We start from the raw sequence: 17415 nt of genomic DNA, 5'->3' as shown, positions 1-17415 counted from the left end.
CTTTTGACCTGAACAATTTATTAAATTAAAATCTAAACCGAATGAAATGTGTAATTATAGATGATGAACCTTTAGCAGTAGATTTGTTAAAAGATTTTGTTAGCAAAGTAGATTCATTAGAATTAATCAGCACTTTCAACAATGCTATTGATGCAGTGTCATTTATTAATCAAAACAATGTAGAATTAATTTTCCTGGATATTCAGATGCCTCATTTTTCAGGGATTGAATTTTTAAATACAATCGAAAAAAAGCCTTTGATTATTTTTACAACAGCTTATTCTGATTATGCTGTTGAAGGTTTTAATCTTGGTGCGGTAGATTATTTAGTAAAACCTATTCCGTTTCATCGCTTTTTAAAATCTGTTGTCAGAGCACAACAAATTTTAAATCCAACAGCGGTTCAGGCTATTTCAGAAATCACAACAGTTCCTGATACAGAGCAGGATTTTATGTTTGTAAGGGCAGAATATGAAAATGTGAAAATGAATTTTTCGGATATTTTATTTATCGAAGGTTTAAAAGATTATGTGAAAATTTATACGACAGACAATAAATTTACGCTGACCTTAATTAGCTTGATAAAATTAGAAAATTTGCTTTCCAGTAAAGGATTTTCAAGAATTCACAGATCTTACATTATCAACATCAAACATGTAAAATCAATACAAAAAAATAAGGTTTTGATTAGCGACAAACGAATTCCGATTAGTGAAAGCTATAAAAATGCTTTTTTCGAAAGAATCAATTTATAACTTTTTAAAATTTCAAACAAAAAATTCCAAGTTCCAATAGTGTTCAAGCTAAATCGGAATTGGGAATTTAAAATATTGTTTTTTTATATTTAGAAATTATTCTTTAAACCAGCCCGAATACATCACATAGTTATTAGAAATACGTTCAATTTCACCTGCAAAATCAGACTGGTCTATATCTTTCACTTTTCTGGCAGGAACACCAGCATAAATACTTCCTGAAGTTACCACTGTATTTTGTGTCAAAACGGCTCCTGCAGCAATAATCGAATTACTTTCTACAACACAATTATCCATTACAATAGCACCCATTCCAATCAAAACATTGTCATGAATAGTACAGCCATGAACAATGGCATTATGTCCTATAGAAACATTATTACCAATAATAGTTGGATGCTTTTGATACGTACAATGAATAATAGCTCCGTCCTGAATATTGACTTTATTACCAATTTTAATAAAATTGACATCTCCCCGAATCACCGTATTAAACCAAATACTGCATAAATCACCAAAAGTTACATCTCCAACAATAGTAGCATTTTCAGCAACATAGCAATCATCAGGAATTACTGGAGATTTACCATTTACAGTTTTTATTAACATGATATTTTAAATTTAATTAATCGCAGGACATTCACAATCGTAACGCTCTTTGGTACAAAATAAATTAATTCCAAGAGTTATCTGATGATACCCACCTGTATCAAATTTCACATCACCTGTTACGTTTGAATAGGTATATGCAAACATGAAATTTTTATAATTAAGTCCAATAACCGGAGTGATATATTGTAGCTTTTGATCACCAATTCCACTGCCTGAACTATTCTGTACACCATCAAAACTTCTTCTATAAGATAATGCTGCCCATATACTTCCGAAGTCCAGATTTTTGTAAACTTTTAAATTCAAGTCAATAGATTTCTCTTTTGTTCTTTCAAACAATTGAAATAAAATGGAAGGCTCCCAGGTGAAGCTTTCTCTTTTTCCAAAAACATAACCGGCACTTAACAAAAACTTTCTCAAATTATCATTTTCATAATCGGTATATAATTCTCTTCTGGTTTCTATAAGTCCCTGAACAGTAGCGTGAGCATAAAAATTTAAAAAATTATAAGAAGCCCCAACATCAATATTGAAATAAGAATCATTTTGAATTGATCCAAAAACGATAGGGTCAAAAACACCTCCAAATTTAGTTTCATCTAACTGACTTTGAATTAATCCACCGCTGATACCAAATGAGAGCTGATTTAAATCAAGTTCGCTCCTAGAAAACATGATATGATGAGCATAGGTAAGTTTTACTCCTTTTTGTGAATGATAACCGTTTTTATCGTTAAAAATAATTATTCCGGCACCAGATCTCTCGCCAATTTTACCATTAAAACTTAACGTTTGCAAAGACGGGGCATCATCCTGACCAAACCATTGTTTTCTGGCTGTCAATCTTATTTTTGCGCAATTAGCTGCACCTGCCATAGAAGGATGGATCAAATAATAATTATCAGATAAATAATCAGAATATACAGGAATTCCTTCTTGTGAATAAGAGTAAAATGAAACAAAAATAAAAATGAAAGATATCCTGAATTTTAATTTCATGAAGAAAATATATTGGAGCCTTTAAGTTTTACGGAGATTTAACAAGACCGATTACAAAAAGAATCATAATTATTTTATTAAAAAATCAAATATAGGTATTAGTAGAAAATAACTTTAGTAAATTTGCAAAAAAATACAGACATGGCAAAAATCACTATAAAAGAAACTCAAAACCCGACAATTATTAAATTCGAATTTGAAGATTTCATTACTCAGAATCAAAACTTTGAATTCAAAAATATTGATGAGGCACAATCATCACCTTTGGCACAACAATTATTTTATCTTCCATTTGTAAAAACAGTTTATATATCCGGAAATTTTATCGCTGTTGAAAGATACAGCATCGTAGAATGGGACGATGTAAAAGATGCAGTTGCCGAACAAATTGAAGCTTTTGTAGATAAAGGAGGTATTATCATTAAAACTGATGAAACTACAACAAAAAAACACCCGATTACTGTTTATGGCGAAACAACACCAAATCCGGCAGCTTTAAAATTTGTAGTAAGCAGAATGCTAACTAAAAATGCTGTCGAGTACAAAAACATAGACCAGACTGCTTCTTCTCCGTTGGCGAAAGAATTATTCAAATTTCCTTATGTAAAAGAAGTTTTTATTGATGAAAATTATATTTCTGTTACAAAATACGACATTAACGATTGGCAGGAGATCACATTAGAAGTGAGAACTTTCATCAAACAGTTTATCGAAAATGGAGGAACTGTTTTAGACGAAAGTCTAATTGAAGTTGCAACTAAAAATGACGTAACCAAAGACGAAGCTTTCGATAAACTAGATGTTACATCACAGCAAATTATTAACATTCTTGAAGAATATGTAAAACCGGCTGTTGCTGCAGATGGTGGAAATATCGCTTTTGATTCGTATAATGAGGATAACAAAGTTGTTAAAGTAATTTTGCAGGGAGCTTGCAGCGGTTGTCCGTCATCAACGTTTACTCTAAAAAGTGGTATCGAAAACATGCTGAAAAGCATGCTGAATGACGAAAAAATTACTGTGGAAGCTTTGAACGCTTAAAAAGATTTTTTTTAAGGCAAAGAAAATTATAAGCTCTATATAAATTAAATGTTTTTTTATATTTGCATTATTAATTCAAACCTTCTCAATTGAGAAGGTTTTTTTATCTAAAAAATGTATATCAACTCAAATCAGTTATCGAATTACGCTACCACATTTATTAATGTATTAATTGATTATTCTCCAAAATTAATCTCGGCTGTTCTAATTTTATTTATAGGTTTATATGCTATCCGATTAATCAACAGATTGATTAGAAAAGTAATGATCAAAAGAAATTTAGACCCAACTTTAACTAAATTTCTTGCTGATATTTTACTTTGGGCTTTACGAATTTTATTATTTGTAACGTTTATTTCCAAACTCGGAATAGAAACTTCATCATTCGTCGCTATTTTAGGTGCGATGGGACTTGCTATAGGATTATCATTGCAAGGATCTCTTTCTAATTTTGCCGGCGGAATGCTAATTATACTTTTTAAACCTTTTAAAGTAGGAGATACTATAGAAGCACAAGGTGTTATTGGAACCGTAAGTGAAATTCAGATTTTTGTAACCAAAATACTTACTGCAAATAACCAAACCGTTTTTGTCCCTAATGGAGCTTTATCAAATGGAAATATCATGAATTATTCTATGCAGGGACAAAGAAGAGCTGATTTTACCTTTGCAGTTTCTTATGATACTGATTTAAAAAAAGCGAAAGAAATACTTAATAAAATTTTAAATGAAAATACAAAAGTACTTAATGATCCTGCTCCTGTCGTTTTTGTTCAAAGTTTAACAGACAGTGCCGTTGTTTTTGCGGTAAGAGCCTGGGCTACAAATGAAAATTTCGGAAACGTATCTTTAGAAACTTTAGAAAATTGCATAATAGCTTTTGATAAAGAAGGTATAAAAATACAGCCCTATGTAAAGGAATTAAGTAAAAGTCAAAATTAATTTATAAAATCAGTCTTATTTCTTTGAAGTTGTAATCATAAAATCTTTTAAATAATAAGGTTCAAAATAAGCGACATCAACAGTGTTGCTTTTTTTATACTTATCATAACTGATTTTACTCATTGCTGCGGCTGAAGGGTACTTGATATCTTCTAAAAATACAAAATTTTCTTTCGTTAAAACTGACTTGCATTTTTCTGCACAATCACCAACAAAATATAGTGTTTCGTTAAAATCTTTAAAAGAATTTTCATCAATTATTTCAGCTAAAATTGATCTTTTAATTTCTAAATCAGTATTAAAAATAGCGCTATAAACTTCCATTCTTCTGGCGTCAAGCATTGGAATTATTTTTCCATCAGAGACTTTTGCCTGAGATGCCAAAGTTTGTAAAGTATCTACAGCTATCAGTGGAATATTTAATGCATAACACAATCCTTTTGCAGCTGAGACTCCTATTCGCAGACCAGTATAAGAACCTGGTCCCTGACTTATGGCAACGGCTTTTAAATCCTGAACAGAAATTCCGCTCTCTGCAATTATTTCTTCAATAAAAACATGCAATTTTTCGGCATGCGAATAGCCTTCTTCTGCGATTTCTTTACATAAAATAGTTTCGCCATTTTTAGCAATGGAGACTGAACAATTTTTAGTAGCTGTTTCGATATTGAGAATAAAAGACAATGTAATTATTTTTAAAAGTTAATTTGAAAACCTAACTATTTTTTAGATTCGTCTGATTTTTTAGGTTTTACTTTATCTCCGGAATTTAATTCTTTAGAAACAGTTGTATAAGGTCCAGTAATAACAACATCCCCAGATTTCAAACCTGACATTACTTCAATATTAGTATCATCCTGAATTCCTGTTTTAATGATTCTAATCCTAGCCTTATCACCTACTTTCACAAAAACACATTCAAATTTTTTATCGCTTTTTGGAGTTGCTTTTTTCTCGTTAGGATCTTCCACTTTAAAATCTTTAACAGCCGTAGTATCTGATTTTACGACAACAGAACTTATTGGTACAGCCAGAACATTCGTCTTTGTTTTTGTTACAATATCAACCGTTGCAGTCATTCCAGGTCTGAATGGCGAATATGAGGCTGGTTTTCCTTCCAAAAGATCCTGATAAGATTCTTTTAAAATTCGAACTTTTACCTTAAAATTAGTTACTTGATCTGAAGTTAAAGTACTGCTGGCCGAGTTCGAGATACTCGTTACAACTCCTTTAAATTTTTTCTTCAGATAAGCATCAACTTCAACATTAGCTTCATCTCCAATTTTGATTTTTACAATGTCATTTTCATTTACATCAACTTCAACCTCCATATTATTAAGGTTTGCTACTCTTAAAAGTTCGGTTCCGGCCATTTGTTGAGTTCCTAAAACACGTTCTCCCAATTCAACATTCAATACAGAAATAGTTCCGTCTGCAGGAGAATAAATAGTAGTACGCCCTAGGTTGTCTTTTGCTTCATTTACTGATGCAGAAGCACTCTGAACTGTAAAATAAGCATTTTGCTTAGTAGCTTTCGCAACTTCAAAAGAAGCAATTGCTTTATCCCAATCAGATTTTGAAATAACACCTTTATCATACAAGGTTTTATTTCTGTCATAATTTGCTTTTGCTTCTTTAAAACTAGCCTCAGATTGAGTTAAGCCAGCCTTTGTTCCTGATAAATTAGAAATAGAACGCTTATAGCTTGAAGTATATAAATCAGGATTTATTTTTACCAATAAATCTCCTTTTTTAACAACCTGTCCTTCTTTTACATTCAATAAAATAATTTCACCTGAAACTTCAGGTGCTATTTTAACTTCTATTTCCGGCTGTATTTTTCCTGTTGCCGAAACTGTTTCAACAATTGTGGAAGCTATTACTTCTGATGTTTCTACTTCTTTGCCTTCATCCTTATTTCCTATCACTCCCGATTTCGAAAGCCCTATTAAAGCAGCGATTATAATTATTGTACCGCCAATTAAGAAATAAATTGTTTTTTTTGACATAATAAATTAGTTTTTTATAATTGGAACAATTGGAATTCCAAAATAGAATTCAAGTATCTTTATTTTGAACATGTAATCGTATTTTGTTCTGATAACATCTGATTGGGCATTGGTCAACAACGTCTGTGCCTGTGTAAAATCAAATGAATTCATTAAACCTACGTCGTACTTTTCTTTTGCATAATTGTAAGATTGCTGTCTTGCTTCTAAAGATACAGTTGATGATTCATAAGCATTTAATGCTCCTTTAGCATCCGTAAAAGCAGTATAAACGTTACGCTGCAAATCTAAACTTTTTTGTTCCAAATCTATTTTAGATTTCTCTAAATTTACTTTATTACGCTCTACATTATTTTTTACAGAAAGCCCATTGAAAATTGGTATTTGCAAATCTAACCCAAAGTTGTGCCCTTTATTGTCACTAAACTGATCAAAAACAGGAGCTGGAGCCCCATAAATTGGTTCATTAGTTATTGGATCTATTCCTGTAACTATATCACTGTAACTGGCGCTTGTTCGAAAAGAATAAAATCCCGTAAGTCTTGGCTGATAAGCACCTTTTGCAATGTCCACATTTTTCTCTGCAATCTCAAGATTAGTCTGTGCCAACTTTAATTCTGTTCTTATTTCCTTTGCTTTATTATAAATATCAATTGGACTTTGAGCCATGATATTATTTTCATCTTTAGCATTTGTATCATCAACTACATCAAAATCAGCAAATTCTTTTAATTGTAAAAGCTGAGCTAAACTTAACTTAGAAATCAATACATTGTTTTCAGCAATAATGATGGCCTGTTGATCAGTTGCAAGAGTTGCTTTCAGGTCAAATAAATCACCTCTTGGTATTGTTCCTGCATTTACCATCTCTTCAGAACGTTTTAATCGTTTTTGATCAATTGAAAGCTGTTCTTTTTTCACTTTTAAATCCTCTTTAAAAGATAAAATCTGAAGAAAAGCATTTGCAACGTTCAGCGAAATATCCTCTTGCATTTTTAACAATTGATATTGAGAGGCAATGATTGATAATTTTGCTCTTCGATAGTTATTTTGATTTTGCAGACCTTTATATATATCTACACTTGAACTAACTCCTAATGAAGTATATTGCGTGGTTTGTGTACTGGCAAGATTCGTAACCGGGTTAACATTTCGACCAATATTCCAGGAATGAGAAGCACTACCGTTTACTGTAGGAAGATAACTCCCAAATGCGTCTTTTTTGTCAATATCTACATTTTTGACATCAAGCTCTGATTGTTTAATTGTGATATTATTATCTAATGCATATCGTACACATTCTTCCAAAGTCCAAAGTTTTGTTTGCGTTTGAGCGGATAGCCCAAAAGAAAAAAACAAAACAAAAACAAGACTATTATATTTATTTATTTTCATATATTTTGAATGAAAGCATAGTTAAAAAAACTATACAAATTTAACATTTTTTTAAAACCCAAAAAACCTTTCTGTTATCTATTATTTTTTATCTCCTTCATTAATCAGTCCCTGATTCCAGATTTTAATTTTATCAGAAGCTTTGATTCCGCTTTTTACCTGAACATAAATTCCGTCACTAACTCCTAAAACTAAATCTCTTCTTTGAAATTTTTGTGGAGCTGTTTCTACTTCGACATAAGGCTTTTGAGTTTTTTTATCAAACTGAACTAATGATTCTTTGATTGCTAATACCTTATCTGCTTTTTCTAAAATAATCGAAGCATTCGCACTTAAACCCGCTCTGATAAAAGTAGCATCTTTATTTTCTAAAGAAGCCTTAATTTCAAATTGAATAGCTCCGTTTTCAGTTACTCCTTTTGGTGCAATATAGGTTAAAACGGCATCAAATTTTTTATTCTCAATTGCCCCAACTGTAATCTCAATTGGCATTTTTTCTTTTATTTTACCTACTTCTGATTCATCAATTTTTCCAACAAAAATCATTCTTCCAACATCTGCAACGCTTGCTATCGTTGTTCCTTCGTTAAAATTATTACTTTCTATAACCTGATTCCCCACTTTTACCGGCACGTCTAAAACCATTCCGTTTACAGTAGAACGAATCAAAGTATTTGCATAACTCCCTAATGACGATGTTGTTCCGGTTTTTACAATATCCAGACTTTGTTTCGCAGATTGATAATTTTGTTTTGCCTGTTTATAAGCTAGTTGGGCTGCATCAAAATCATTTGCAGAAATTACATCTTTCTCAAATAATGTTTTTTGTCTCTGAAAGATTTTTTCCTGATTATCTAACGCAATTTTAGCTGTCTGAACCTGATTTTGAGTGCTGCTTACATTTGACACATTAGCAACTACTTTAATTTTTGCAATCATATCGCCGGCTTTAATTTTTTCTCCGGCTTTGATATAAACGTGTTCAATAATACCGGAGATATTTGGCTTGATTAGAACCTCTTCGTCAGGTTGAATATTACCTGTCGCTATGGTGTTTTTTACAATCGTTTTAATTTCCGCTTTTTCTGTTTTAAAAACAACTGGTGATTCTTGATTTTTAGCATATAAATAATATAAAGCGCCAAAAAAGACAATGGCAATAAGAACTAAAATAGTTATGGTTATTCCTTTTTTCATTTGTTTTTATTTAATCGATTATTTTGATTGATAATTTTATTCTGTTCGTAAAGCATCTACTGGTTTTACTTTAATTGCAATCTGAGCCGGAATAAAACCAGCTAATAGTCCTGATCCTACTAATATTAATAAAGCAACAAATACAACTCCTAAATCAACACTAGGATTTGCAAACATAGTATTGCTGTTAGGGGGCATCGAATCTAAAGCCATATTTAAAAGTGCAATAATTCCTGTTGCTACTGCGATCCCCAACATACCTGAAATGATGGTTAAAAATATAGCTTCAGATAAGATTTGACCTCTAATAGCAGCCGGAGTGGCTCCAAGAGCTCTACGTATTCCTATTTCTTTAGTACGTTCTTTCACCACAATAAGCATAATATTTGAAATACCGATTACACCTGATATCAAAACCAGAGTTCCTACAAAATAAGCTATAACTTTTAAAATATTAAAAAGACTTTGTACTTTATTAAACTGTTCATATAAATCAAAATTCCCCACCGCTCTTTCATCTGCAGGATTAACAGAATGAAGTGCTTTTATTTTTTCTAAAATCTTTGGTTTTAAATCTGTAATAGATGTTTCGTCTTTTGCCGTAAGAGCCATCCATCCCACTTTATCTCCATAATTAAAAGCCTGCTGAAAAGTTGTAAATGGAACAAAAATATTTTTTTGCTCCTGTTCAGCATTTCCTCCTTGCTGTTTAGAATTATAAACCCCGACAACCATAAAATTAATTCCGTTAATTTTTATGTATGTTCCAATAGCTTCTTCTTCTTTTCCATACAGTTCCGCAATAACACCTTTTCCAATTACTGCAACTTTTCTTCTTTCAAATATGTCCTGTTGATTTACAAAACGCCCTTTTATGATATCCATTGGTTGTTGCTTAATCAATTCAGGATAATCACCATAAATTGTAAATGCAGAAGTTTTTGTGCCACGGACAACATTATTGGTTCCATTAAAATCTCCTAATTGATTTCGGGGTGAAACGTATAATAAATCTGGCAAAGCAGCTTTTAAAGCCGCAACATCACTATTTCTAAAATCATAACGACGTACTTTGGGCAAGCCTTTATATGCTTTTGAGGTGGTCTGGCTCCACATAAACATGGTATTTGTTGCTATTCCGTCAAAACCTTTTTTTACTCCATTTTCTAAACCATTACCTGCTGCAAGTAATATTACCAAAATAAAAATTCCCCAAAACACACCAAAAGCAGTCAGGATTGTCCTGAATACATTAGCCGTCAAAGCCTGTAAAATCTCGTCCCAATTATCTTTTTTAAACATAATTATTCGTCTCTAAGTGCTACAATAGGTTTTATTTTAGCAGCTCTGTATGCCGGAAAAAAACCAGCCATTGCTCCTGCAAATACAAGTAAAACAAGTGTCGTTAAGGCTACACTAAAATCAACTTCCGGATTTCTGAAATATTCGCTTTGAACCATTGGACCAACAAATTCAAGTAATAACAAACTAGCTAAAAGCCCCGTAAAACCTGCAATCGTGGTAATAAAAATAGACTCATGGAGTATCATTGAAATAATGGAAAATGGAGAAGCTCCTAATGCTTTTCTAATTCCAATTTCTTTTGTTCTTTCTTTGACAATGATCAGCATGATGTTACTTACACCAACAACTCCAGCAATAATAGTGCAAATACCAACCCACCAAAAAAACAATCTGATATAAAGATTCAAGTCATAAAATTGTTTCGCCTCTTCAACAGAATTATAAACTCCTATGGCATTTTCATCATCCGGGGCAATAATATTTTTACTTTTTAATAATGTTTTTACACCTTCTGTAAATCTTTTGGATTGTGCCAAAGCTTCATCATAATTCGCTTTTTTATTTAAAACAAACTGCATTCCGCTTATTTTATCCCCTGCACCAAAAGCACGTTGATTAGTCGTCATGGGCATATAAACCCTTGATTCTTCTCTTTCTCCAGAAGGATCTGTAAAAACCCCAACAACTTTAAAATTAATGTTATTAACTAAAATTTCTTTTCCTATTGGATCTTTATCTTTAAACAAATCTTGCTTTACCTTCAAACCAATAGCCACTACTTTCTCATTATTTATCATGTCATTACTATTAATGAAACGTCCATTAATTATAGTAGCATTTTCAAGAGACAAATAATCCGGGCTAATTCCTCTAAATTGGTAATTTCCGGATTCTTTTCCGTAACTCACAATCCCTCCCCAAGTATTTCGTACAGGTGATTTTTTATCAATCTCTTCATTAAATTTTTTAACTGGAAGGTCATAATCACTGTTTCTTAATTGGATTTCTCTACCAGGATTCATTCCTTTGTATTCTTTGGTTGTTGTATTCGACCAAACTTCAATTATTCCTTTAGCATCATTTTCAAATTGCTTTTCAATTCCATTTTGAAGCCCTTTTCCAGCTCCAAGTAAAATCACTAAAATAAAAATTCCGGAAGCCACAGAAATTCCGGTCAGAAATGTTCTTAACCTATTCTTTGATATTGCTTCAAAGATTTCCTGCCAACGCTCAATATTAAACATAAGATGAAGCTCTAACTTGTTCTACCATTTTATCATCAATGATCAATCCATCTTTCAGGACTACATTTCTTTTGCACATTGCGGCAATATCAGGTTCATGAGTAACAATCAAAATGGTTTTTCCTTCATCATTAATTCCCTGAATAAGTTCCATAACCTCATATGAAGTTTTAGTATCTAACGCTCCTGTTGGCTCATCTGCTAATAATACTTTTGGATTTGACGCTAATGCTCTTGCAATTGCCACACGTTGTTTTTGGCCACCCGAAAGCTCATTTGGCAAGTGGTGAGAATGCGAACCCAAACCTACTTTCTCTAAGTATTTCATCGCAATTTCGTAACGTTCTTTTCTCTTTACTCCTTGATAATAAAGCGGCATAGCAACGTTATCAAGTGCTGTTTTATAATTTATTAAATTGAAAGATTGAAAAACAAATCCAAGAAACTTATTTCGATATTTTGATGCGATTGTTTCATTGAGTTTTTTTATAGGCGTTCTATCTAAGATGTAACTGCCCGAATCTGCTTCGTCCAAAATTCCTAAAATATTAAGAAGTGTTGATTTTCCAGATCCGGAAGATCCCATTATAGCAACAAGTTCTCCTTCTGCTATGTTAAAATTTATCCCTTTTAACACGTGTAACTCTGAACTCCCCATTTTATAGGACTTATGCAAATCTTTGATTTCGATCATGATACTGTTAAATTTTAAAACAATAATAACATTTTAATTACGTATTTTATGGTAATAAAAAGTTAATAAATTTTATCTGGCTTTTAGAATAAGACTACATTATTGACTAATTGTTACACTTTTTTTAAAGAATATAATTCTTTTGCTAATTTTACTAACTAAAACAATACTGATGAGAAAAATTTCTTTTATAAATCTTTTCATAACTTTAACTTTTTTAGCTGGTTGTTCTACTTCTCAAAAATTAGCAACTTTAAAACCTGAACCAGATGATGCAAGTCCGTTAATTTATGAGAGCAATCCTTCTTTTATTAATTTACCAATTTCGATTAAACTCAATGACATTCAAAATCAAACAAATAGTGTTTTAAACGGACTAATTTACGAAGATAATAATATTGAAGATGATGACATTGAAATAAAAATTTGGAAACAAGGTCCTATTATAATTCAAAATGATCCTGAAAATCGAGACAAAAAAATAAAAACCATCCTACCATTAAAGGCAAATATAAAATACAGAATTGGGACTAAAAAACTAGGTATTGAACTTTACGATACCCGGGAATTTAATCTAAATGGAGTAATTACTTTATCGAGCGAAGTGGCGCTGACAAACTGGAAATTAAATACAAAAACAGAATTTAAATCTCTTGACTGGAACGAAAGTCCTACAATGACTGTCTTTGGAAAGAATATGCCAATAACCTATTTAGCAAATCCGGCAATTTCTGCTTTTAAATCAAAAATTGAAAAAAGCATAGATGATGCAATCGAGAAATCTATGGATTTTAAGCCCAATGTTTTAGCAGCTTTAGAAAAAATATGTACTCCTTTCCAGATGAGTGATACATATGAAAGTTGGCTGCGCATTGTACCTGTTGAAATTTATTCAACCAATGCCAAACTAAAAAACGATTTGTTTTTATTAGACATGGGAATGAAATGCAATATGGAAACCATTGTTGGAAAACAACCTGAAGCAAAATTTAACCCAAATAAAATTGTTTTAAAACCAGTAGTTAAAATTCCAAATCAAATTACAGCAAATATTGCGGCTATATCAAGTTACACAGACGCTTCAAAAATCATGACTAAAAATTTTGCAGGACAGGAATTTGGTTCAGGAAGCAAAAAAGTTACTGTTAAAAATGTGGAAATTTGGCATAAGGACAGTAAAATGGTTATTGCACTCGATGTTTTAGGCAATGTAAACGGAACAATTTATTTAAATGGATTTCCAAAATACAATTCTCAGACTAAAGAAATTTATTTTGACAAACTAGATTATGTTTTAGATACAAAAAGTAAATTAATGCTAACAGCAAACTGGCTTGCGCAGGGTTTAATTTTAAAAAAGATGCAGGAAAACTGCCGATATTCAATACAGCAGAACTTAGAAGAAGGCAAAAAAAGCATGGCCACTTATCTTAAAAACTACTCTCCAATGCCGGGCGTTTTTGTTAATGGAAAAATGGAAGACATCCAATTTGATAAAATTCAATTAACGAATCAGGCTATGATTGCTTTTATCAAGATAAACGGAACAGTAAATGTTTCAGTTGATGGATTGAAATAAAAGCTTAATAAAAAGTATTAGGCTTTTTTCCTTTTTGATTGGTACATTCTATATATTAAAACTCCAATTATAGCAACAAGCAAATATGGAATTACCATTAAATACACGATTCCATCATTTACAGCCTCGGCCTTTTTCATGTTTGACTCTCCGGAAAGGGCAGCACGACACATCGCACATTGAGCATTTGCAGTAAGAGAAAAGAATAGAGAGAAAAGAATGTAGAAATATTTTATTGATAATAAACTCTCTAACATACTTCTGTTTCCTAATCTATCTTCTTTATTCTTTATTCTATTTTCTATTTTATACATAATAAGGAGAAATCATTAAATAAACTACTACACCCGTTATAGCAACATATAGCCAAAGAGGAAATGTAATTCTGGCAATTTTTCTATGTCTGTCAAACCGTTTTGCAAGAGCTCGTACATAGGTAATTAATACTAAAGGAATAATCGCAATTGATAATAAAATGTGCGTTATTAAAATAAAGAAATAAACATATTTAATAATTCCTTCTCCACCAAACTTGGTCGAATCAGCAGTCATGTGATACGCCACATACATCACTAAAAAAGCAACTGACAATGCTATTGCACTAGTCATTAAACGTTCGTGAATTTTCTGATTTCCTTTTTTAATTGCTATAACAGCCAAAATTAAAACAATAGCCGTAATACCATTTATTGCTGCATATATTGGAGGTAAAAATGAAAGTGGTTCCACATCAAAACCAAAATCTTTAAGTTTTACCGTAAATAAAATTGCTACCGCAACTGGTATAATAATCGAAACAATAGCGATGAACTTACTGTATTTTTTTTCTAATGAATGATCTTCCATTTTACTCTTCTAATAATATTTTAATGTCTTGCTGAATGTCTCTAACTCCTTTTTTTTCTAATCCGTCATAATATAAAATTGGATTTCCAAAATCATCTTTTCTACAACGAATATTTCCATCTTTATCAATTAATGCAAACAATCCTGAATGTTCAAAACCACCATTTACTTTAGCATTTTCTCCCGCATACAAATTAAATCCTTTGTTAGACAAATCTATAATAGTTGTTTTGTCTCCAGTAAGGAAATTCCAATTTGAAGACTTTACGCCTAATAACTTTGCATGATCTTTTAGAACTTGTGGTGTATCATGAGTCGGATCAATTGTAATAGAAACGATTCCGAAATTAGGATTTCCAAAAAAAGTTTTCTCTATTTCCAACATACTCAAATTCATCTTTGGGCAAATTGACGGGCAAGTAGTAAAGAAAAATTCTAACACATATACTTTTCCTTTATAACTTTCATTAGAAATTTTAAGATTGTCCTGATTTGTCAATTCAAATTTTGGAGCAGGTCCAATCGTTACTAATTTAGCATCCGATTTAGAAGTTTTCAAACCTACATTATCCAAACGGTTTCCTTTTACCACTTCACCATTTTTTATTCTGTCAACAATTTTAGGTATTGCATAAATTCCGAAAATTAAAATAATAAACGAAATTCCTATATATGATTTGTTTTTAAACATTATGATTACAATTTAGAGTTGTTTAGTAGCATTATGATTTTTTTTAAGAGCAGCACGATATTCATACAAAATAATCTTAAAGTCATCCAGCATTTCGTTGCTTAATTCAGAAGGATGAAAAGTATCATAACCTTCTTTATACTCATCTTTTTTATCTTTGGTAACACCTTTTCGACCTCTTAAATTTCTTTGTTTGTCTACTATGTAAACATTCGATGTTCCTAAATTATCACTCAATTTTCCTTTTAAATGCAATTGATTATAGAACATCTTGATTTCATCAGGAGAGGCAAAAATAAAATGCCACCCTGAAACATCTGTAAAAGGTGAAAGTGCATCTACAACTTTCTGTGCTTCTTTTTCTGTTCCTAATGGACAAACAACCACAAATTGAAGATCTTCAAAACCATGATAGCGTTTGTAAATTTTTTCATTTAGATTAAAATAATTACCACGACTATTTAAAATATCAGAACCTGAAAAACCTAAAACAGTTATCTTTTTATCAAGAGAGACTTTTTTACCATTTAGAGATTTCCAATTACCAAAATCAGCAATTTTTGATGTAATAACGGGCAATGTTGTAAAACTATTTACGCCCGAAGCAAAAAACAAATAAGCTACAATTGGCAAAACAAAAAGTACAAAGAGAACTATATTTTTTTTCATTGTAAATGCGGAAGTTATTGGAGTACAAAAATAAAAAAAGCTCCGTTAAACGGAGCCTCTTTTCGAATTAATATCATGTTAAAAATTCCATTTAATAGTAGAATCTTTAAAAACCCCATAAATATAATGTCCTTCTGTTAAGAGAATAAACAATAAATATAAAACCAGGAAAATAACTGGTGAAACAACAGACCATCTAAGACTGCTTTTTTCACCTTCCATGTGCATAAATGCCCATACTATATAATAAGCTTTGAAAATTGTCAGGATATAGAAAATCCAGTTCAACAAATTCAAACCTACAAAATGATTAAATTCTAATGCTTCTGGCTTTAAAATACCCAGAATAACTTCTACTGTAGTTACTACAGATAGTAATGCAAAAACAAACCAGATTCTTTTTGTATTTGATACGTGTTCGTGTGACATAATAATTAAAATCTAAAATTAAACTAAGTAGAAAACTGTAAATACAAATACCCAAACTAAATCGACAAAGTGCCAGTATAAACCAACTTTTTCTACCATTTCGTAGCTTCTTCTTTTCTCGTAAGTCCCTAACAATACATTAAAGAAAATAATGATATTAATGATAACTCCTGAAAATACGTGGAAACCGTGGAATCCTGTAATAAAGAAGAAGAAGTCAGCAAACAATTTACTTCCGTATTCATTTCTTGTTAGGTTAGCTCCTTCAACTACATATTTTGCAGTACCTAAACGCGCCTCAGATTCAGCTCTGTCTAAAACAGTTTTTTTCTTTTTTTCTGTAAGCTTTTCTGTTCTGATAAGTAATTCCGGATGTGCTTTAAAACCAGCCTGAACTTCAGCAACAGTATACGTTGACTGCGTTTCAGCATCTTGCATAAACCAAGTAGAATGACTTCTAGTCAAAGCTACTCTTTGTTCCGGTAATTTTACTGCAAAATCAGCCAAAGCCACTCTTTCACCACTTTCATCAACAAATTGCAATAAACTTCCACCTGCTGTTTCTACTGCCCCATATTCTCCTTTAATGAAGTTTTTCCACTCCCAGGCCTGAGAGCCAACAAAAATAAAACCACCAATAATAGTTAAGAACATATAAATAGCAACTTTTGTTTTTTTCAATTGATGACCTGCGTCAACAGCCAAAACCATTGTCACAGATGAAAAGATCAAAATAAAAGTCATTAAGGCTACATAATACATCGGAGCCGAAACACCATGCATAAATGGAAAGTGAGTAAACACTTCATCAGCCAAAGGCCAGGTTTCAATAAATTTAAATCTAGAAAAACCATAAGCTGCAAGGAATCCAGAGAAAGTCAAGGCATCTGATACGATAAAAAACCACATCATCATTTTACCATAACTTGCTCCTAATGGCTGTATATCACCGCCTCCCCAAGTTTTTTCGTCATTATTTGCAGTAGTAACTGTCGCTTCCATAAAAGA

19 protein-coding genes are annotated in these 17415 nt (G+C 31.6%); 4 read left to right on the top strand and 15 right to left on the bottom strand.

Going from position 1 to position 17415, the window contains the following annotated elements; translation table 11 throughout:
- Positions 1-41 precede the first annotated feature (41 nt).
- On the top strand, positions 42-755 hold the full coding sequence (locus ACEN2I_RS10750) for a LytR/AlgR family response regulator transcription factor (RefSeq protein ID WP_441766104.1): 714 nt from the start codon (positions 42-44) through the stop codon (positions 753-755).
- 96 nt (positions 756-851) lie between these two features.
- On the opposite strand, the gene ACEN2I_RS10745 is transcribed toward ACEN2I_RS10750, so the two are convergent.
- Positions 852-1364, bottom strand: a complete 513-nt coding sequence (locus ACEN2I_RS10745; RefSeq protein WP_441766103.1) for a gamma carbonic anhydrase family protein — start codon at positions 1362-1364, stop codon at positions 852-854.
- A gap of 12 nt (positions 1365-1376) precedes the next feature.
- Positions 1377-2366, bottom strand: a complete 990-nt coding sequence (locus ACEN2I_RS10740) for a PorP/SprF family type IX secretion system membrane protein (protein WP_441766102.1) — start codon at positions 2364-2366, stop codon at positions 1377-1379.
- A 141-nt stretch (positions 2367-2507) separates the two neighbouring features.
- Here ACEN2I_RS10740 and ACEN2I_RS10735 point away from each other — a divergent pair, with 141 nt between their 5' ends.
- A complete protein-coding gene (locus ACEN2I_RS10735; protein WP_441766101.1) occupies positions 2508-3407 on the top strand; it encodes a NifU family protein in 900 nt (299 codons plus the stop codon).
- Positions 3408-3521: 114 nt separating this feature from the next.
- Positions 3522-4349 carry a mechanosensitive ion channel family protein gene (locus tag ACEN2I_RS10730; RefSeq protein ID WP_441766100.1) on the top strand — a complete coding sequence of 276 codons (828 nt, stop codon included), beginning with the start codon at positions 3522-3524 and terminating at the stop codon, positions 4347-4349.
- A 15-nt stretch (positions 4350-4364) separates the two neighbouring features.
- Here the strand turns inward: ACEN2I_RS10730 and tsaB are convergent, their stop codons facing one another.
- From tsaB to ACEN2I_RS10695, 7 genes are all read right to left on the bottom strand, one after another.
- A complete protein-coding gene (tsaB, locus tag ACEN2I_RS10725) occupies positions 4365-5033 on the bottom strand; it encodes a tRNA (adenosine(37)-N6)-threonylcarbamoyltransferase complex dimerization subunit type 1 TsaB (RefSeq protein WP_441766099.1) in 669 nt (222 codons plus the stop codon).
- 35 nt (positions 5034-5068) lie between these two features.
- Positions 5069-6358 (bottom strand): efflux RND transporter periplasmic adaptor subunit, encoded by a 1290-nt coding sequence (locus ACEN2I_RS10720; RefSeq protein ID WP_441766098.1) that lies wholly within the window; start codon positions 6356-6358, stop codon positions 5069-5071.
- A 6-nt stretch (positions 6359-6364) separates the two neighbouring features.
- Entirely contained in the window at positions 6365-7753 is a 1389-nt protein-coding gene (locus ACEN2I_RS10715; RefSeq protein WP_441766097.1) for a TolC family protein, read from the bottom strand.
- A gap of 81 nt (positions 7754-7834) precedes the next feature.
- Positions 7835-8950, bottom strand: coding sequence for an efflux RND transporter periplasmic adaptor subunit (locus ACEN2I_RS10710; RefSeq protein ID WP_441766096.1), 1116 nt, complete (start codon positions 8948-8950; stop codon positions 7835-7837).
- A 36-nt stretch (positions 8951-8986) separates the two neighbouring features.
- Positions 8987-10252, bottom strand: coding sequence for an ABC transporter permease (locus ACEN2I_RS10705; RefSeq protein WP_441766095.1), 1266 nt, complete (start codon positions 10250-10252; stop codon positions 8987-8989).
- A gap of 2 nt (positions 10253-10254) precedes the next feature.
- Positions 10255-11499, bottom strand: coding sequence for an ABC transporter permease (locus ACEN2I_RS10700; RefSeq protein WP_441766094.1), 1245 nt, complete (start codon positions 11497-11499; stop codon positions 10255-10257).
- On the bottom strand, positions 11492-12193 hold the full coding sequence (locus ACEN2I_RS10695) for an ABC transporter ATP-binding protein (protein WP_441766093.1): 702 nt from the start codon (positions 12191-12193) through the stop codon (positions 11492-11494). The genes ACEN2I_RS10700 and ACEN2I_RS10695 overlap by 8 nt, the downstream gene beginning before the upstream one ends.
- Positions 12194-12365: 172 nt before the next feature.
- On the opposite strand from ACEN2I_RS10695, the gene ACEN2I_RS10690 reads away from it, so the two are divergent.
- Complete coding sequence (locus tag ACEN2I_RS10690; RefSeq protein ID WP_441766092.1) at positions 12366-13772, top strand: DUF4403 family protein; 1407 nt, start codon at positions 12366-12368, stop codon at positions 13770-13772.
- Between the two features lie 17 nt (positions 13773-13789).
- Here the strand turns inward: ACEN2I_RS10690 and ACEN2I_RS10685 are convergent, their stop codons facing one another.
- The 6 genes from ACEN2I_RS10685 to ACEN2I_RS10660 form a co-directional block, all read right to left on the bottom strand.
- Complete coding sequence (locus tag ACEN2I_RS10685; RefSeq protein WP_441766091.1) at positions 13790-14086, bottom strand: hypothetical protein; 297 nt, start codon at positions 14084-14086, stop codon at positions 13790-13792.
- Positions 14079-14618, bottom strand: a complete 540-nt coding sequence (locus ACEN2I_RS10680; RefSeq protein WP_441766090.1) for a DUF420 domain-containing protein — start codon at positions 14616-14618, stop codon at positions 14079-14081. Before ACEN2I_RS10680 ends, ACEN2I_RS10685 begins: the two co-directional genes overlap by 8 nt.
- 1 nt (position 14619) lies before the next feature.
- Positions 14620-15309 (bottom strand): SCO family protein, encoded by a 690-nt coding sequence (locus ACEN2I_RS10675; RefSeq protein WP_441766089.1) that lies wholly within the window; start codon positions 15307-15309, stop codon positions 14620-14622.
- 12 nt (positions 15310-15321) lie between these two features.
- On the bottom strand, positions 15322-15978 hold the full coding sequence (locus ACEN2I_RS10670; protein ID WP_441766088.1) for a hypothetical protein: 657 nt from the start codon (positions 15976-15978) through the stop codon (positions 15322-15324).
- Positions 15979-16056: 78 nt separating this feature from the next.
- Entirely contained in the window at positions 16057-16407 is a 351-nt protein-coding gene (locus tag ACEN2I_RS10665; RefSeq protein ID WP_194657958.1) for a cytochrome C oxidase subunit IV family protein, read from the bottom strand.
- 18 nt (positions 16408-16425) lie between these two features.
- Entirely contained in the window at positions 16426-17409 is a 984-nt protein-coding gene (locus ACEN2I_RS10660; protein WP_441766087.1) for a cytochrome c oxidase subunit 3, read from the bottom strand.
- Between the last annotated feature and the right edge of the window lie 6 nt (positions 17410-17415).

The sequence above is a fragment of the Flavobacterium sp. W22_SRS_FK3 genome (genome assembly GCF_052113665.1).
Lineage (GTDB): Bacteria > Bacteroidota > Bacteroidia > Flavobacteriales > Flavobacteriaceae > Flavobacterium.
Note: the sequence above shows the minus strand (reverse complement) of the source record. Positions and strands in the feature narration are given on the sequence as shown.

Excerpts from the sequence above, each read along its gene's own strand:
- ACEN2I_RS10750 (WP_441766104.1), top strand. The coding sequence starts at position 42 with ATGAAATGTGTAATTATAGATGATGAACCTTTAGCAGTAGATTTGTTA.
- ACEN2I_RS10745 (WP_441766103.1), bottom strand. The coding sequence starts at position 1,364 with ATGTTAATAAAAACTGTAAATGGTAAATCTCCAGTAATTCCTGATGAT.
- ACEN2I_RS10740 (WP_441766102.1), bottom strand. The coding sequence starts at position 2,366 with ATGAAATTAAAATTCAGGATATCTTTCATTTTTATTTTTGTTTCATTT.
- ACEN2I_RS10735 (WP_441766101.1), top strand. The coding sequence starts at position 2,508 with ATGGCAAAAATCACTATAAAAGAAACTCAAAACCCGACAATTATTAAA.
- ACEN2I_RS10730 (WP_441766100.1), top strand. The coding sequence starts at position 3,522 with ATGTATATCAACTCAAATCAGTTATCGAATTACGCTACCACATTTATT.
- ACEN2I_RS10720 (WP_441766098.1), bottom strand. The coding sequence starts at position 6,358 with ATGTCAAAAAAAACAATTTATTTCTTAATTGGCGGTACAATAATTATA.
- ACEN2I_RS10715 (WP_441766097.1), bottom strand. The coding sequence starts at position 7,753 with ATGAAAATAAATAAATATAATAGTCTTGTTTTTGTTTTGTTTTTTTCT.
- ACEN2I_RS10710 (WP_441766096.1), bottom strand. The coding sequence starts at position 8,950 with ATGAAAAAAGGAATAACCATAACTATTTTAGTTCTTATTGCCATTGTC.
- ACEN2I_RS10705 (WP_441766095.1), bottom strand. The coding sequence starts at position 10,252 with ATGTTTAAAAAAGATAATTGGGACGAGATTTTACAGGCTTTGACGGCT.
- ACEN2I_RS10700 (WP_441766094.1), bottom strand. The coding sequence starts at position 11,499 with ATGTTTAATATTGAGCGTTGGCAGGAAATCTTTGAAGCAATATCAAAG.
- ACEN2I_RS10695 (WP_441766093.1), bottom strand. The coding sequence starts at position 12,193 with ATGATCGAAATCAAAGATTTGCATAAGTCCTATAAAATGGGGAGTTCA.
- ACEN2I_RS10690 (WP_441766092.1), top strand. The coding sequence starts at position 12,366 with ATGAGAAAAATTTCTTTTATAAATCTTTTCATAACTTTAACTTTTTTA.
- ACEN2I_RS10685 (WP_441766091.1), bottom strand. The coding sequence starts at position 14,086 with ATGTATAAAATAGAAAATAGAATAAAGAATAAAGAAGATAGATTAGGA.
- ACEN2I_RS10680 (WP_441766090.1), bottom strand. The coding sequence starts at position 14,618 with ATGGAAGATCATTCATTAGAAAAAAAATACAGTAAGTTCATCGCTATT.
- ACEN2I_RS10675 (WP_441766089.1), bottom strand. The coding sequence starts at position 15,309 with ATGTTTAAAAACAAATCATATATAGGAATTTCGTTTATTATTTTAATT.
- ACEN2I_RS10670 (WP_441766088.1), bottom strand. The coding sequence starts at position 15,978 with ATGAAAAAAAATATAGTTCTCTTTGTACTTTTTGTTTTGCCAATTGTA.
- ACEN2I_RS10665 (WP_194657958.1), bottom strand. The coding sequence starts at position 16,407 with ATGTCACACGAACACGTATCAAATACAAAAAGAATCTGGTTTGTTTTT.
- ACEN2I_RS10660 (WP_441766087.1), bottom strand. The coding sequence starts at position 17,409 with ATGGAAGCGACAGTTACTACTGCAAATAATGACGAAAAAACTTGGGGA.